Origin of the sequence: Pseudomonas graminis, assembly GCF_004364335.1 — a bacterium.
In the GTDB taxonomy this organism is placed as follows: Bacteria; Pseudomonadota; Gammaproteobacteria; order Pseudomonadales; family Pseudomonadaceae; genus Aquipseudomonas; species Aquipseudomonas graminis_D.
Genome location: NZ_SOCR01000009.1, coordinates 304,800 through 321,990, shown reverse-complemented (window position 1 = coordinate 321,990; position 17,191 = coordinate 304,800). Strand labels below are relative to the sequence as shown.

General features: G+C 61.2%; 11 protein-coding genes. 6 read left to right on the top strand and 5 right to left on the bottom strand.

Annotated features, from left to right (window positions below):
* Positions 1-15: 15 nt before the first annotated feature.
* The gene (locus EC919_RS19055; RefSeq protein ID WP_166650585.1) at positions 16-3,570 is read right to left on the bottom strand and encodes a glycosyltransferase; all 3,555 of its coding nucleotides are present in this window, start codon (positions 3,568-3,570) and stop codon (positions 16-18) included.
* 495 nt (positions 3,571-4,065) lie between these two features.
* Between EC919_RS19055 and EC919_RS19050 the strand changes: the two genes are divergently transcribed.
* From EC919_RS19050 to EC919_RS19035, 4 genes are read left to right on the top strand one after another with little or no spacing between them, the layout of a single operon-like run.
* Positions 4,066-4,293 carry an acyl carrier protein gene (locus tag EC919_RS19050; protein WP_243842292.1) on the top strand — a complete coding sequence of 76 codons (228 nt, stop codon included), beginning with the start codon at positions 4,066-4,068 and terminating at the stop codon, positions 4,291-4,293.
* 8 nt (positions 4,294-4,301) lie between these two features.
* Complete coding sequence (locus tag EC919_RS19045; RefSeq protein WP_166650584.1) at positions 4,302-5,060, top strand: SDR family NAD(P)-dependent oxidoreductase; 759 nt, start codon at positions 4,302-4,304, stop codon at positions 5,058-5,060.
* Entirely contained in the window at positions 5,060-5,701 is a 642-nt protein-coding gene (locus EC919_RS19040; RefSeq protein WP_133775945.1) for an acetyltransferase, read from the top strand. Before EC919_RS19045 ends, EC919_RS19040 begins: the two co-directional genes overlap by 1 nt.
* Before the next feature lie 7 nt (positions 5,702-5,708).
* Positions 5,709-6,728 (top strand): ketoacyl-ACP synthase III, encoded by a 1,020-nt coding sequence (locus EC919_RS19035; protein ID WP_133775944.1) that lies wholly within the window; start codon positions 5,709-5,711, stop codon positions 6,726-6,728.
* Positions 6,729-6,798: 70 nt separating this feature from the next.
* Here EC919_RS19035 and EC919_RS19030 read toward each other — a convergent pair whose 3' ends face one another.
* Entirely contained in the window at positions 6,799-10,314 is a 3,516-nt protein-coding gene (locus tag EC919_RS19030; RefSeq protein ID WP_133775943.1) for a glycosyltransferase, read from the bottom strand.
* A 78-nt stretch (positions 10,315-10,392) separates the two neighbouring features.
* Positions 10,393-11,511, bottom strand: a complete 1,119-nt coding sequence (gene vioA, locus EC919_RS19025; RefSeq protein ID WP_133775942.1) for a dTDP-4-amino-4,6-dideoxy-D-glucose aminotransferase VioA — start codon at positions 11,509-11,511, stop codon at positions 10,393-10,395.
* A 354-nt stretch (positions 11,512-11,865) separates the two neighbouring features.
* Here vioA and EC919_RS19020 point away from each other — a divergent pair, with 354 nt between their 5' ends.
* On the top strand, positions 11,866-13,107 hold the full coding sequence (locus tag EC919_RS19020) for a glutamine synthetase family protein (protein ID WP_208294997.1): 1,242 nt from the start codon (positions 11,866-11,868) through the stop codon (positions 13,105-13,107).
* A 54-nt stretch (positions 13,108-13,161) separates the two neighbouring features.
* Positions 13,162-14,640, top strand: a complete 1,479-nt coding sequence (locus tag EC919_RS19015; protein WP_133775940.1) for an MFS transporter — start codon at positions 13,162-13,164, stop codon at positions 14,638-14,640.
* A 652-nt stretch (positions 14,641-15,292) separates the two neighbouring features.
* Here EC919_RS19015 and EC919_RS19010 read toward each other — a convergent pair.
* Positions 15,293-16,087 (bottom strand): hypothetical protein, encoded by a 795-nt coding sequence (locus tag EC919_RS19010; protein ID WP_133775939.1) that lies wholly within the window; start codon positions 16,085-16,087, stop codon positions 15,293-15,295.
* 5 nt (positions 16,088-16,092) lie between these two features.
* A complete protein-coding gene (locus tag EC919_RS19005) occupies positions 16,093-17,181 on the bottom strand; it encodes an SEL1-like repeat protein (RefSeq protein WP_133775938.1) in 1,089 nt (362 codons plus the stop codon).
* Positions 17,182-17,191: the final 10 nt, after the last annotated feature.

Genomic DNA, 17,191 nt, shown 5'->3' with positions numbered 1-17,191 from the left:
GAGCCGCCGCTTGCCTCAGGGCAACCACGCCTCGCGCCAGGCCTGAACAGCCCCGTCGTCGAGCATCCAGTCGCGAAGCACTTGTTTGCGCAAGTCGTCGCCGAGCAGCGCCGCGCTGGCCAGATCCATCGTGTGGGCACGAATCAGGTTGACCCAGGCTTCCAGCGTGTTGGGCACCCGCGTCACCGGCAAATCACCCGCGTAGGCGCGAACGTCGCTGCAAATCACCGGCACACCACAGGCGCCGAGTTGCAGCAGGGTGATGTTGTTCTTGCAGGCGCCGAACAAGTTATCCACCGCGGGCAGCAGCGCCAGGTCGAGGTTCAGGTCGGCGACGGCTGTGGCGTAGTGCTCGGCGGATGGCCGGTCGTGGGATTCATGGGCATGACTGCGCAGCACGCCCTGGTCATCGCCCATCACGATCCACTCCACCTCTTCTGCCAAGGCCTCGACCACGGCGAGGATCAGGTGCAGATCCTGCGGCTGCCAGCGGTCACTGACCAACCCGACCCTGGGCTTGCTGCCGACTCCACGGCGCGAGACGAGGTTGCCCCAGACCTGCGGCGACAACCGCGACGGCAGCAATCGAACGTCCGCGTGAAACTCCCCGGCGATGTCGGCCAGCACTTGGGTCGAAGCGATTACACGATGGGCCTGATGCAGGCTCTTCTGCAGCAGGTCAACGCACTCGGCATCGAAGGCGAACGGGTCTTCGCCCGGTGTCCGGGAACCCAGCTGCAGGTCATTGATGTCGAGCACGACGAAGGCATCCGGCAACAGCTGAGCACGGGCGATGGTCTGCAGGTGATCCGCGTCGAGCCGGGCCTGAAACACCACGACATTCGGCTTGAAGCGTCCTTCCTGAGGAATCGACAGCGGCTGGCTGCTGAGCATGCCGTCCACCACACCGGCGGCTTGCAGCGTCTCGAACGGCGCGATCACCCGCTCATGGGGCGAGGCCCAAAGGCCGGCGGGGTAGGCCAGCACCACCGGATCCCGGCGCCAGGCCATCGGTCGCCAGACCAGCGGCATGTTGAGTTCGAGCTCGACCGATTGCAGGTCGAACGAAAGATTGCTGTTGAAGGCGGGGTCGTTCGCCAGCGTCGGCAGCCATTTGCGGTACATCGCCAGTTGCTCACCGACGAAGCGCTTACGCTTGGCTTGGTGCGTGGCGGTGTCAACGTGGGTCTGGCTGACGCTGCCCTCGTGGATCAGCACCGAATGGGGCGTCCAGACATTCAGGTAGCCGAGGGCGTCGACTTTCATGCACAGATCGACGTCGTTGTAGGACACGACGAACGCCTCTTCGTCCAGCCCGCCGACCTCCTCGTAAATCGAGCGGCGGACCATCAGGCACGCCGCCGTCACGGCGCTCAAATCCTGATCCACCTGCACGCGCTGCATGTAGCCCTGAATGTGCCCGGGCTCACCGATGTGCTGATGACCGGCCGGGCCGTCCATGCCCAGACGCACGCCGGCATGCTGCATCCGCCCGTTGGGGAACAGCAGCTTGGCGCCGACCACGCCGACTTCAGGGCGTAGCGCATGATTGAGCAATTCATCGAGCCAACGGCTGTGGACAATGGCGGTGTCGTTGTTCAGTAGCACCAGGTACTCGCCCTTGGCCTGGGCCGCAGCGACGTTGTTGATGCGCGAATAGTTGAACGGGTGCGGGTAGCGCAGCACGCGCACCTGCGCCGAGCCCAATGCGTCGATGCGCGCCAGCCATTCCAGGGCTTCGGGGGTTTCGCTGTTGTTGTCGACGATCAGCAGTTCGTAATTCAGGTAACGGGTGGTGTGCAGCAGGGTTTCGACGCATCGCTGCAGAAACGGCAGCTGATCCTTGGTCGGGACAATGATCGACACCAACGGTTGTTCGGTGTGGCCGTAGTGCACGTGGTAGCGGCGGGGCAGGGTGTGTTCGATGACCGCCTTCGGGTAGCCGCGCACCTGTAGATGGCGCTGCAGCGCTTCGGTTTCGTGAGGGTTATCCACCGCTTCGGGCAGGTCACAGACCAGCAGGGGCTCGCTGATATGGATGATCTGCCCGGCGCCTTCACGCTCGTATAAACGCAGAATGAGGTCGAATTCAGCGGCATCGGCGAAGCGTTCGTCGAAGCCGCCGACGTCCATCAGCGTCTGCCGTCGGAACAGCCAATGACCCGCCGTCAGCAGCGGGTAGCTCAGCAGGTAGTCGAGGTTGAAGTCCGGGCGCATGGCCGAACTCAAGCCGCCCCTTGGCCGTCGATGCATTTCATCGGCGAAGGCGGCCCGGGCGTCAGGGGATTCGAGCAGCTTGAGCGCGCTGGCAGCCAGGCCGAACGGCGTGAATTGCGTGCCGGCGTCGATCACGATCAGCCAGTCGAAACGATGGTTTTCGACCACCTGGTTCAGCAGCGCGGCAGGGTTCACAGCGCCGATGGCAAGGGTGGTCAGCCGAGGGCTGACTAACGTGGCCGGCACCTCGGTCGAGTCGGTCAACACCACCACGTTCATGGCCGCGTGCAGGGCGCCGTGGGAGGCGAGGCTGTCGAGGCTGCGCTGAATCTTGTCCGGGGCGTTGCCGAAATCCTTGATCACCACCAACAGCGAAGGCACGTCGACCTCGGCCAGGTGCCGGTCGATCTGCGTTTGCTGTTCGGCCGTCGGCACGCGATGACCGAGCCAGGCCTCGACCTGCTGCGGGTTGAGCCGTTGCGGCAGCGGCGCGGACAACTGCGCGAGCAGGTTGAAATCGGTGAAGCCCTGCGGCGATGACAAAGGGCGAGCGCCAACCCAGCCGTTGTCCAGCGACGTGCTGGCCCAGCCGGCTTCACGGATCAGCCGATGAAACGCGGGCAAATGATCACTGTCCGTGCCGACGATTTCGATGCCTTGTTCGGTCAACTGCTGCGGCGCGATGCGCGTGCCCGTCAGCGTGGCCGGCAGCAGGATCAGCTCGGCGTCGTGCAGCAATCTGGCGTACAGCGCCAGATTCCCGAGCGGGCCGACGGACTCGCCGTTGAGGGCGAACAGATCGGCGCCCAACGCCAGCAGGTCGTCGCGGCGACACAGCACGCTGCTCAGCTCACCGATGAAATGGCAGGTGAACTCCCCCAGCAGCCCGACGATGTCTGGGCCATGGAAAACCGTGGGCTCGGTGACGCGGAAACGGGTCGCCAGATTCTCTTGCAGCGCCGCGCCCTCGGCGTTCAACCACTGGCGGTGCGCAGCCACCAGTGAGGCCTGCGGATTGACCTCCAGCGCCGCGACCATCTGCTCAATGCAGTCCGGCGCGAGCACGGCGTCACCCGACATGAATTTGATGTACTGCCCGCAAGCATCGGCAACGCCGCGGTTGAAACAGGCGTCGGCGCCCCGTGGAGACTCACTGCGCAGGTAGCGAATCGGCCAGCGGCACGACGCCCGGTACAGGTCCGTCACGGTTTCTGCCAGACCGTCGGTGGCGTCGTCGCAGATCACGATTTCGATTGCATCGTGGGTCTGCCCGATCACGCTGCGCAGCGCGGTTTCAAAAAACTCGGTGCGGCAGACAGCGAGGACGACACTGACCAGTCGTTGAGAATCCATGGGGGTATCCGGTAATTGAAAAAATCTGCCATGAAAATGACGCGCGCGGCATGAGCGACGGTTGAAGCAATATCCCGGCCAAGGGTCGCCCGGCTCCCGTTCCGAAAATACGGAATGAAGAAGTTTGCGCCAGCCCAACATTCGCCCTCGACGCGTATCCAGTGTAGGCGCGCGCTTGCCCGCGAAGGCGTCGGTACAGTCGATAGAGGTGTGTCGGATGTACAGGCCTCTTCGCGGGCAAGCGCGCTCCTACACGGATCGGGGATTGACCCGGTTTCGGCGGCGGATGCAGTGGACGTAGCCGTCACCGCAGAACTACATCCCGCCCGCGCCGTTTTTTTGTCTCCTGCCGATTCTGCCAACGCTCTCCGAAATCGCTGTGGCCCATAAGATCCGTGGCCTGGCGCCTGCTTTTCAGTCTTTGGTTCGGAACTTGCTTCTGCATGAACACGTATCGGCGAAGGCGTCCGATCAAGTTCTGTGGAGTGGCGAGTGATGGAAGACCAAGCAGTGGCACTGGAAGAGCAAGTCGTCGCGCTGATCGAAGAAGCGATGGAAGCCGATGAGGGCACCCTCAAGGTCGACCAGCCGCTGGACTGGGATTCGATTGCCCTGGTGACCTTCATGGCCCTGGTCGACGAGCGCCTGGAGAAAACCATTTCGGCTTCTCGTCTGAACAAGTGCGTCACCGTCAGGGACGTCATTACCCTGGTTGCCGATTGAGGGTTTCCGTGCACGACAATCCGTTTTCGCTGGAGGGTATGTCCATCCTCGTGACCGGGGCGTCTTCCGGTATTGGCCGTGAAGTCGCTGTGTGGCTAAGCCGGCAGGGCGCGAGAATTGTCGCCGTTGCCCGTGATACTCAGCGGCTGGAAGAAACCCTGGGCCAGTTGCACGGCCAGGGGCATTCGATCGAGGTGTTTGATTTTCTGGGTGGCACCGATGCCTCGGCCTGGATGAAAGCACTGGCGCGCAACAGCTCGCCTTTCGACGGTCTGGTGCATGCCGCCGGTGTGCAGTTGCCGCTGCCGATTCGCGCCATGGGCCTGGATCACTGGGAAACCATTTTCGCCATCAACGTCACCTCAGGCTTTTCTTTGATCAAGGCGTTCAGGCAAAAAGGCGTGTGCCGCAATCCCTCGAGCATCGTCCTGCTGTCGTCGGTCATGGCTCAGGTGGCCCAGCCCGCGTTGATGGGTTACTGCGCGAGCAAAGGCGCAGTTGAATCGATGGTCCGCGCCGCCGCACTTGAGCTGGCCCGCGAGGGGATTCGCGTCAACGCCGTCGCGCCCGGCGTGGTCAGGACCGAGATGGCACAGCGGCTCGAAGGCCTTGTGGGCGAAGATTCGATGGCGACCATTGAGCGCCAGCATCCGCTGGGCCTTGGCGAGCCCCGTGATGTCGCTTATGCCGTCAACTATTTACTGTCTCCCGCTGCACGTTGGGTGACAGGCACGTCGCTGGTTGTTGATGGGGGTTATCTGGCCTGATGCACATAAAAAAACTCATCATCGCAGGCGCGGGTGGCTTGGGCCGAGAGGTCCATGCGTGGATGAAGGATTGGGTCGAGCACAATCCCGGCTACGTCATCGCCGGCTTCATTGATGACGGCGGTTTGTCACTCAATGGCTTTCACCATTACGCCGATATTCTGGGCACCATCGACGGCTACCAGCCGGCTGCAGATGAACTGGTCATTTGCGCTATCGGCAAACCGTCCGATAAAAAATACGTGGTGGATAAACTGCTGGCCAAGGGCGCAGCGTTTTTCAGCCTGGTCCACCCCACAGCCGTGGTTGGCGACAATGTCAAACTGGGCCGCGGCGTGTTGGTCTGTCCGCGCGTGGTGCTGTCGGTTGATTTGGTGATTGGTGATTTCGTCACCATCAACTCCGCCTGCACGGTTGGGCACGATGCGCATATCGGCGATTTCTCTACGTTGAGCTGCCATTGCGATGTCACCGGTGGCGCTGTGCTGGAAGATGAAGTGTTCATGGGCTCACGCGCGTCAGTACTGCCTAAAGTGCGCGTCGGCAAAGGGGCTGTGGTCGGCGCTGGCAGCGTGGTGCTGCGAGCGGTCAAACCCGGCAGTGTGGTTTTCGGTGTGCCGGCCAAGCGCATCTCAGGATAAGAATGACATGCCTACCTACGCTCGAATTGCCGAAATAGAATACGAATTGCCCGAACGCGTACTGGACAACCAGATGCTGGCCGAGGCATTTCCGGAGTGGGACGTCGACAAGATTTTCCAGAAGACCGGGATCAGCCAGCGGCACATCGTTGCCGAGGGCGAGACCGCGTCGGACCTGGCGTTTCGCGCCTGCGAGAAACTCTTCGCCAACAGCGCCACGCCGCGCGAGCAGATCGACTGCCTGATCTACTGCACACAAAGCCCCGATCATATGTTGCCGGCGACCGCCTGCATTTTGCAGCATCGCCTGCAACTGCCGCAGCACTGCGCCGCGTTCGATTTCAATCAGGGCTGTTCGGGGTTTATCTACGGGCTGGGCATTGCCAAAGGCTTCATCGAATCCGGCCAGTGCAAGAACGTGCTGCTGATCACCGCCGAGACCTATAGCCGCTACATCAACCCCCGGGACAAGAGCGTGCGCACGCTGTTTGGCGATGCGGCGGCCGCCACGCTGATCAAGGCGTCGGACGAGGAGGGGCCTTGCCTTGATCGTTTCCGTTACGGCAGCGACGGCGCCGGCGCGAATAACCTGATCGTGCCCATGGGCGCGGCGCGCCGGCCGTTCGACGCAGAACACATGCCCGTCGAGTACGAAGACGACAGCGGCAATGTTCGTTCGGACGCGGACCTGTACATGAACGGCCCGGCGATCTTCGAATTCTCCATGACCCGGGTGCCGGCCTTGTTCGCCTCGCTGTTCGACGAGCAGTTCACGGTCGAGCATTCCGACCTGTTCGTCTTTCACCAGGCCAACCAATTCATGCTCGAAGCCCTGCGCCGCCGACTGAAGCTGGCGCCGGAGAAATTCATCACCGAATTCAAACACTGCGGCAACACGGTGTCGTGCAGCATTCCCATCGCGCTGAAAGAGTCCCTGAAGAAGGGGGTGGTGCAGCCTGGTAGCGTGATCACAGCAGTGGGTTTCGGCGTGGGGTATTCGTGGGGCGGCTGTGTTATTCGCTGGTGAGTAAACAGGGCCTCTTCGAAGCGGATAAAACCGATAACCAAAAGGGCTCCATGAAGGAGCCCTTTTTAGTTCAGCGTTCCAGCAGTACCTGACACCAGCGCTGCAGATACGCCTCGTCGATCATCCAGTCACTTAGCACCCGCTGCTTTAATGCCTCGCCGAGTCGTTTCGATTCGTCCGGATCGTTGAGGTGTCGGGCGATGGCGTCAGTCCAGGCGGCTGTTGTGTTCTGCACCCGCGTCAGCGGCAGGTTGTTACGCAGGCCCTGCACGTCAGTGGCAATCACCGGATAGCCACAGGCGCCGAACTCCAGCGCCAGGCGGCAGCTTCTGTGTTCGCCATACACGTCGTGTCGGGCGGGCATCAGGGCGACGGCAAGATCCAGAGACGCGACCACGCCGGGGTACAACTCGCCTTGCACGGGGCTGCGCCATTCATGAACGTAAGGGCGCAGCGCCCGCGGGCAGGGGCCCATGATGATCCACTCGACCTGGTCGGCGAGGGCTTTGATCACGTCGGAGATCAACGCCAGCGCAGGCAGATCCGCCACGCTGCCCACCCAGCCAACCCGGGGTTTGCGGTGGGGCAGCGAGACACACTGCACCGCTTTCCAGCCCTCGGCCAGGCGGGTTTCGATGATGTAAATGTTTTCGTGACAGGCGCTCAGCTCATCGGCCAGCCCGGCGCTGGAAACCACCACCCTGTCCATCAGCGCAAGCCCTGCCGCAAGGTCGGCGCGGACCTGCTGCAGAGAAGGGGCATCCGGCAGTTGTTCGGCTGAGGGCGGGTATTCATCCATGTCATAGAGGCGCAGCGCATCGGCGTGTGACTTGATGGTCGTCACGTCCCTGATCGCCGCCTGGTTCCAAGGCTTCTGGAGGATGACCGTCTGCGGACCCAGCCTGGCGAACTCGCCAAGGGTCAGTGTTTCAGGAACTGACACAGGCTCGATCAGCAGCGTTGCTGCCAGCTTTTCCAGCGGCCCTGTGAGGCGTTGGCTCGCCGGGCAGAGGTCGTTCAGGTGCGACAGCACGATCGGCACGGGGCGCCAGGTGAGCGGTCGCCACGTCAGCGCGGTGTCGGTTTCCAGTTGCAAGCCCTGGGCGCGCGCCGAGAAGTTGTCGTTGTACGCAGGGTCATGGGCGATGTACTTCAGCCATTTGTTGTACAGCGCGTGCTTTCCTTTTTCATCCGGCGCTTGGGCCACGACCGCTTCGTGAAGCAGCACCACGTGGGGCGTCCAGATGATCAAACGACCGGATTCCTTCACCCGCAGGCACAGGTCGACGCCGCGATAACGGTTATTCAGCGCGCCCTCGTCCAGCCCGTCCGCCGCTTCGAACAAGGCCCGACTGATCATCAGGCAGGCCTCACTGACCGCGCTGTAGTTCTGATCCACCGCCAATCGCTGCATGTAGCCTTCACTGGCGCCGCTCTGGCCGCTGAAGATCGGGGTGACAGGCTCGTGCAGCCCGAGGATCAGCCCTGCGTGGCCGATCGTGTTGTCCGGCGCCAGAAGCTTCGCGCCGACGATGCCGACTTCGGGTCGCTGCGCATGATTGAGCAGGTTGTCGAGCCAGTCGCCGTGCAACACGGCGCTGCGGTTGTCGAGCAGCAACAGATAGTCGCCGGTCGCCTGGTGTGCCGCGCTGTTGTAGAGGACCGAGCGGTCGAATTCGCCGGATTGGCGCAGCACACGCACCTGATCCAGCCCCATTGCCGCAACGCCGTTCAGCCAGTCAATGGCTTCCGGCGTTCGGCTGTCATTGTCGACGATGAGGATCTCGTAGTTCGGGTACGTGGTCTTTTCCAGAATGCTTTCGACGCAGCGCTGCAGCAGCAGGAGTTGATCCCGGGTGGCGATGATGATCGATACCTTGGGCTGGCCGGCGTGGCCGTACTTGATCCGGTATTGGCGTGGGCTCGTCTCGATCACCTGGCCGTTTTCATAGCCGCGGGAGCGCAAGTGGCGCTGCAGCGTTCGTGCTTCATCAGGGTTCGGCTCGCGGGCTTCCGGGCGATAGGTGACGAGGGGCTCGGCAATGTGCTCAAGGCCGCCCATGCCGTCGTGCTCGATCAGGCGAAGGATCAGGTCCAGTTCAAGGGCCTGGGGGTAGTGCGCATCGAACCGACCGGAGTCGATGACCGAATAACGGTTGAAGATCCAGTGCTTGCTGGTCACGGCGGGGCAGCTGAGCAGATAGTCGAGACTGAAGTCCGGCCGCAGCATGACTTCGAAGGTGTCGTCCGGGGTCTGGGCGATTTCATCGGCGAACAGGGCACGGGTGGTCGGCCCCTCGCTGATCTTGATCGCTGCCTTGAACAGCCCGGCGACATTCACCGTCGCGCCCGCATCAAGCATCAGGAACCAGTCGAAACCCTGCTCATCCATCAGCCGGTTGAGCTGCGCCGCGCGGTTGTGACCGGAGACCGGCAGGTAAACGGCGGTGCCCTCGCTCTCGGGGCGCGGAGCGTCGACAGATCCGTCGTACAGCACGAAGACCTTCGGCGGCATCCAGCCTCGGGTGGCGGCCTCGACACTCACCAGCGTCTTGATCAGCGCCTGCTGCCGGTTATGCAGATCCGAAATGATAACCGCCAGGGCCGGCGCGCCATTGTGCTGCTGAAAATACTGCACGATGTGCGGCTTTTGCGGCCCGGTGGGGCGACGCTTGCCGGCCCAGTCCAGAATCTGGTCATTGCGCAGGTCGGCAGCCGACTTCTGCAAGAACCAGGCACGCAGATTGAAATTGGAGAAGTTCTCGCGATCGCGCAGGGGGGCTATCTTCACGTCGCCGTTGCGGCTGGATTCCCGGCGCCACTCCAGCGCCTGGGTGATGCGGTAAAAGTGGGCGTGGCCTTCTTTGGCGATCTGCGGCGCTGCACGGGTGATGCTGCTGCTCTGGGTGTCGGTCATGCGAAAGCGCGACAGCGGGCGCCCCAGCATGGCCAGGTTGCCCGCTCGCAACAGCTTGACGTACAGACTGACGTCGCCGAGCCAGAAGATCAGCTGACCCTTGAGCGACATGATGTCGTCGCCATGGGCCAGCACGTCATCGCGACGGCACATCACCGAACTGGGTTCGCCCATGAAGGTCAGCGGAATTTCCGACAGTAACGACACCAGTTCGGGGCCGTGAATGACCACGTCTTCCTTGAACGGGAAGACCGTCACCAGGGTGTCAGGGAGAAAGTCGCCGTTTTCGTCAATCAGCCGCCGCGTGGAGGCGGCGAGGGTGATGTCCGGCTGGTCCAGCAGCAGCGCGACCAGCGCACTGACGCAGTCAGGCTCCAGCAGGTCGTCATCGTACAGAAACTTGATGTACTCGCCCCGGGCCTCCCTGACCCCGCGCGCAACGTTGAGCGCCTCGCCCAGGGAATCTTCGTTGTAAAAATACCGAACGGGAAACGGGCTGTCCGGAGTCAGTTGATCCACCAGTACGCGAATGCCGCCATCACGACAGTCGTCGCAGATCACGATCTCCACCTGATCGTAGTCCTGAGCAAACGCGCTGCGCAGCGCCAGCTCGAAGTACGTGGTTTTGTAGGCGGGAATGACGATGCTGACCAGGCGTGAAGCGCTCATCGGATTACCTTGCGACGGATGACGGGCGCCGGTTTGCGCTCAATGGGCGCGGACCGGCGATGTGAATGTGGACGCGGCTCAGCGGTGCTCGGCCAGCACCGTCTGCATGACCGCGATGACCCTGGCGAATTCATCCGGGGTGAGGCTATCGAAGATCGGCAGGCACAGCACCCGATTCGACACGTCGCTGGCCACTTGCAGGCGGCCCGGTCTGGCGGATTCCAGGCTGCGGTACATCGGGAATGACGAGATCAACGGGTAAAAATAACGCCGGACCAGGATGTCCTGCTCGCGAAAGCGCTCGAACAGGGCGTCACGACTGATCGGGAATGCATCGCCCACCAGCACCGGGAAGTAGGAATAGTTGTGGTGCTCGCCGGGGCTCCAGAGCAAATCGATGCCGGGTATTTGCGTCAGGGCTTCGCGGTACATCGAGTCGATCTGCTTGCGTCGGTCCAGCGCGCCGTCGATGTAGTTGAGTTGCAGCAGACCAAACGCGGCGTTGATCTCGCTCATCTTGCCGTTGATGCCGGGGGCGACGACCGTCACCTCATCGGCGAAACCGAAGTTCTTCAGGTAATCGATGCGTTTTTTGGTCTTCGCGTCCGGGCAGACAATCGCGCCGCCCTCGAAGGTGTTGAAGACTTTGGTGGCGTGGAAGCTGAGCACCGACAGGTCACCGTTGCGCAGCAGGCTCTGCCCTTGATGCTGCACACCGAAGGCGTGGGCGGCGTCGTAAATCACTTTCAGGCCATAACGGTCGGCGATCTGCTGAATACGGTCGACGTCACACGGCATGCCATAGCAATGCACCGGCATGATGGCCGTGGTCGCCGGGGTGATGGCTTCTTCGATCCGGTCGGGGTCAAGGTTGAAGGTGCCCGGCGCGATGTCGACGAACACCGGTTTCAGCCCGTTCCACAGCAACGAATGGGCAGTGGCGACGAATGAGTAGGGCGTGGTGATGACTTCGCCGGTCACACGCAAGGCCTGCAACGCCGTGAGCAGCGCCAGCGTGCCGTTGGAAAACAGGCACAGGTGCTCGACGCCCAGGTACTCGGCCAGGTCTTTCTCCAGCTTTTCATGGAAAGGCCCGGCGTTGGTCAGGCGCTTGCTGTCCCATATCTGCTGCAGATAGGGCATGAACTCTTCCAGCGGAGGCAGCAGAGGCTGGGTGACCGGGATCGTTTTACTCATAAGCTTCCTGTGCTCTCTTACGCCCTGCGGGCTGTGCGCGTTGACGCACGGCGGAACGCCCGCCCGGTGATGGCTGGCGTTGTCGAACGCTCGCCGTCATCGAAATGGCGTTTGCGGCGCTATGGCACCGAAAAAGCAAGAAGCCGGCCAACCCGCCGGGCTGCGAAGATGCGCTTGATATTCCGAACGCCTGACGCTTATTTTGTACGCCTTGCCGCCCTGCGGCGTGCCCAACGAAAAAGGATTTGAGTCATGAGTAGCGATGACCACCATTCACTCGCGCAGCGACTGATGGGCATTGATGAAATTGAATGCGTCACGCCGGATCTGAACGGCGTGCCACGAGGGAAGGTGATGACCGGCGAGGGCTTTCTGGAAGGCCGTCGGTTGCAGCTGGCGCGGGGCGTGCTGTTGCAATGCATCATGGGCGGCTACCCGCCGTCGAAGTTCTACGGCAGCGACGACGGCGACCTGGCCTTGATCGCCGACCCGCAGCAGATCCATCGTCTGCCGTGGAGCGACGAGCCCCGCGCCCTGGCGATCTGCGACGCCGACGAGCTCGACGGCCAGCCGTCGCCGCTGTCCACCCGCGGCCAGCTCAAATCGGTGATTGCCCGTTTCGCCCGGCGTGGCTGGTCGCCGGTGGTGGCCACCGAACTGGAGTTCTTCGTCTTCGCGGCGAACCCCGATCCGAGCCAGCCCTTCCAGCCGCCGGTCGGTCTGGACGGCCGTCGCGAAGACGGCCAGTCGGCGTTCAGCATCAGCTCCCACAACGGGCTGCGACCGTTCTTCAAAGAAGTCTATGCCTGCATGGCCGCCCTGGGCCTGCCCCGCGACACGGTCATGCACGAGATGGGCGTCAGCCAGTTCGAGATCAACCTGCTGCACGGCGATCCGCTGTTGCTGGCCGACCAGACCTTTCTGTTCAAACACATGCTCAAGGAAGTCGCGCTCAAGCACGGCCTGATCGTGGTGTGCATGGCCAAGCCGTTGGCGCACACGCCCGGCAGTTCGATGCACATTCACCAGAGTGTGGTCGACACCCGCACCGGCCAGAACATCTTCAGCGACGATGATGGCGAGGCGACCGAGCTGTTTCATCACTTCATCGGCGGACAGCAGGCGGCGATGGCTGACTTCACCGCGTTGTTCGCGCCTAACGTCAATTCCTACCAGCGCCTGTGCCATCCGTTCGCCTCGCCCAATAACGCTTGCTGGTCCCACGACAATCGTTCGGCGGGCCTGCGCATTCCGGCCAGCGCACCGGTCGCCCGTCGGGTCGAGAACCGTCTGCCCGGTGCCGACGCCAACCCGTATCTGGCCATTGCGGCCAGTCTGGCTGCGGGGCTTCATGGCATCGAGCATGCGCTGGAACCGTCGTCAGCGATTCAAGGTGAGTTCATCGTGCCCGATAATCTGACGTTGCCATGTACCCTGCACGCTGCCCTGGAACGTCTGACTCGCAGCACGTTGGCCAAGGAACTGTTTGGTGCCGAATTCATCGAAGGCTACGTCGCGTCGAAGACCCTGGAACTGACCAGCTTCTTCAACGAAATCACCCCCTGGGAGCGCCGCGTTCTGGCCGCTCAGGCTTAAGAATCGCTGTTCGGAAATCCTCTGAAGCCGGGGATTTCCGTTTTTTGGAAAGCTATGCGCCAAATCTGGAAGTCCTTTCGAGCGCTCTACTTTGCCTCGCTGATGATGTTGATCGGCTCGGGCCTGCTGAGCACCTACCTTGCCTTGCGTCTGGCCGCCGATCAGGTCGATGGCCTGTGGGTCGGCGCATTGATGGCCGCGAACTACGTCGGCCTGGCCCTGGGCGGCAAGATCGGCCACCGGCTGATTGGCCGGATCGGGCACATTCGTGCGTACGCGACGTGCGCGGGCATTGTCGGCGCGGCGGTGCTGGGCCATGGGCTGTTCGACTACCTGCCGGCGTGGATCTTCCTGCGGATGATCGTCGGTCTGGGGATGATGTGCCAGTACATGGTCATCGAGAGCTGGCTCAACGAGCAGGCCTCGCCCAAGCAGCGCGGCACAGTGTTCAGCCTCTACATGATCGCGTCGTACCTGGGGCTGGTGCTCGGCCAGCTGATTCTGGTCATCCACCCGCAGCTCGGCCCTGAACTGCTGATGCTTGTGGCGATGTGCTTCGCCCTTTGCCTCGTGCCCGTGGCAATGACCCGCAGCATTCACCCGGCGCCCATGCACCCGGCCCCGCTGGAGCCGCTGTTCTTCATGCGCCGCGTGCCGCAATCCCTGACCACAGTATTGAGCGCCGGCATGATCATCGGCTCCTTCTACGGTCTGGCGCCGCTCTATGCCGCGCAACAGGGGCTGTCCACCGAGCATGTCGGTCTGTTCATGGCCAGTTGCATCGGCGCGGGCCTTATCGTGCAAGGCCCGCTGGGCAAATTGTCGGACCGCTACGACCGCGCCTGGCTCATCCGCGGCGTTGCGGTACTGCTGGTGCTGGCATCGCTGCCGCTGGCGATCCTCCCCAACGTGCCGATGGAAGTGCTGCTGGTGGTGGGCTTTCTTGCCTCGCTGCTGCAGTTTTCCCTTTACCCGCTGGCGGTGGCGTTCTCCAACGACCACGTCGAAGGCGAACGCCGCGTCTCTCTGACCGCCATGCTGCTGATGACCTACGGTGTCGGCGCCAGTATCGGCCCGCTGGTGTCCGGCGTGCTGATGAAGATGTTCGGCAGCAACATGCTCTACGCGTTTGTCTGCTTTGTGGCGCTGGTGCTGGTCACCCGTATTCGTCCCAAAGCCGTCACCAACCTGCACCAGGTCGAAGACGCCCCGCTGCACCACGTCGCCATGCCCGACAGCATGTCCAGCTCGCCGCTGGTGGTCGCCCTTGACCCGCGCGTGGATGAACAGGTGGTGCAGGATCAGATGCAGGACGTTGAGCCTGAGCCTGATGCTTCGGCAGATGTCGTGCCGGATGTGGCGGCTGAGACTGACGTGCAGCCAGAGATGGTAGAGCGGGTTGTGGCGTCAGGCGAAGGCGTTGTGCGGCCGGTGGCGATTATGGATGAGGAAGTGGCTGCTGAACCTGATGCGGCTGGGCCGGAGGAGGCAGTTGAAGTGCGGCGGGATGTCGGGGTGGATCGGCCTTTGTGATGCGGCCTGGCTGTCCGGGCTCCCACAGGTCTGTTGTCTCACGCAGACAGCCCGAGCACCGCGAAATCCTGTAGGAGCGCGCTTGCCCGCGAAGGCGGTGTGTCTGTGAAATGGATGTCGGCTGACCCACCGCCTTCGCCAGCAAGCTGCCTGCCACAGATTCAGTGCCTGACTCCGAAATTTTTGCTGAGGCAAAACCGGTAGGAGCGCGCTTGCCCGCGAAGGCGATCTGTCTGCGAAATGGTTTTCGTCTGACCCAACGCATTCGCCAGCACGCTGCCTGCCAAAGCTTCAGTGCCTGACCCCGAAATGTCGACCGATGCAAAACCTGTAGGAGCGCGCTTGCCCGCGATGGCGGTGTGTCTATGAAATGGATGTCGGCTGGCCCACCGCCTTCGCCAGCACGCTGCCCGCCAAAGCTTCAGTGCCTGACCCCGAAATGTTGACCGATGCAACACCTGTAGGAGCGCGCTTGCCCGCGAAGGCGACCTGGCTACGAAATGGATTTCGTCTGGCTGACCCCATTCGCGGGCAAGGTGGAGCGCCACCCCGGTCGCTCCTACAGTTGGTCTCCATTCAACCGCCGATCTGCCGCGGGCCGCTGGACCTGCGGGGAGCTTGCTCTCGAATGCGGGCATCAGCCGGCAAAACTCTATGGGGTAGATCCGGCCTCCAGCAGCCACTGCAGGAATGAATCCCAAGGGCTTTCCTCGTATTCCCCGAATGTTTGTCTGTTACGTTCAGCGCAGTCACGCAGCGTTTTGGCAAACTGCGGCTCGCCTTCACGCAGCAGCAGGTCTGCCATTTTCGATAAAGCATCTGGATCGCCACTGAGAGCGGCCCGCCATCTGAGTGAAGTTCCAAGACCCGCCGGATCAAACTCCGGTCCCTCAGAATGCGTGACTAAAATATCCGCCAGTAGGTTGTGTCCCGCTGGAACCTTGTTTTGTAGGAGCCAGGCCACCAGCGGGACGGCGTAGAGAGGGTAGCCTTCGTCAAGATTCAAAGTCACCAGGCGCGCAGCTGCTCGCCAATAACCTGCTCGAGCCGCCTCAACATAGTAGAATTTGGCCATAGGCCCGGAATCGGGTTTATCCGCTTCGTTGAACGCGGCCAATGCGAATTTGCTTGGTTTCTTCAGGCTGATAGGGGTGCAGGAGAAGTATTTATCGTCAACCGTGGCGTCAGGTGTCCTCATCCAGATTTCTTGATCCCGGATGGCGTCCCTAATCACGTCCGACACCGCTTGCTCGCTGATGGATTCGAAAACCCACTCCGCGCTTGCATAGTCTAGATCGAGAAGCGGATTCCAGTTAAAGACGTAAGAAGGAGCGCTGGGTGATTTACTAATAAATGGGTGGTTACCGAATTGGCTTATCGCAAGAAAGCTAATCACTAAGATTGACGCAAGCACGCAGCCCACGAGTTTGTTCGATCCTTTATTCATGAATTTTAATCCCAGCTACGCCATTGCAATTTCTTTCTGATAGCCTTGAGCTTTAGTCTTAACGGGCTCAACCGCAATCCGGTTGTTGGATTGAGATCTTTTCGTCTGCTCATTTCATCAACCGTCAACTTACTTGGCGTTAACGGCGTAGTGGCTGCATCGCGAGCACGTTTCCATTGAAACGTCTCGTCCCAGACGGGAAGTTTTGTCGGGGGAAGGGGAACGATTTCGTCGATATCCAGCACTTGGGGATCAAGATTTTTGTACCTGGTTAGAAAGCGTGCAATCAGTTTGTATCGCCGATCTCCCTCAACACGTTCGTCCGGATTAAACATCCTGGAGTCCCTCTCAAGTCCGCTGCCGTAATCAGTGCTCGCTAAAGCAGATGCGCTTTCGAGGTCTCCAAATTTAGTGGCGGTGCGAAGGGCGAGCAGCGCTTGTTCATGGTTATCTTTGTGTGCGCTGATTTCAAAGTAGAGATTTGCGGCATCCACGCTGCCCTGATCCATAGCACAGCGCAGCATGGATAATGCAACAAAGCTGTTTTTAGACGATTGAAGTAGTGATTTTGCTGTCAGGAATTGCGCTTCCGGATTGCCCAAGTCAGCCGCGCGTCTGATGTAGTAGCGCGCAGCCGAACTGTCCTGTTGCACTCCATATCCGGACTCAAGATAAAGCCCCATATCGTAATACCCCCTAGGGTTGCCATGGGCTAATAGGTGTTTCACTAGACCTATAGCTTCTTCGGCTGGCTTCTCGGTAGTGGTTTTGCCCTGTATTAGCAAAGCTTGCAAGCTCCTCGCTGCACGATAATCACCATAGGCAGCGGCAATTCGATAGTAACGTGCAATTTGATCGAAATCCTTCGGACCTCTCACTTGGGAGAGGTGCCGTCCATATTGGTAAAAGGCATCCTCGTGTGGACTGATGTGTTGTAGCCTGTCCGGCTCCTGCATGCACTCAAACTTCGGGTTTCTGGACACAGCGTTGTAATCAGTGAATTCAGGGACGAAGCTTTTTGATTCTTCAACTTTGCTGTCGCAGCCGCTCAGAGATAGCGCTATTAGAAAGCCTGCTGATCCGATGTAGTTCATATCAGTCCTT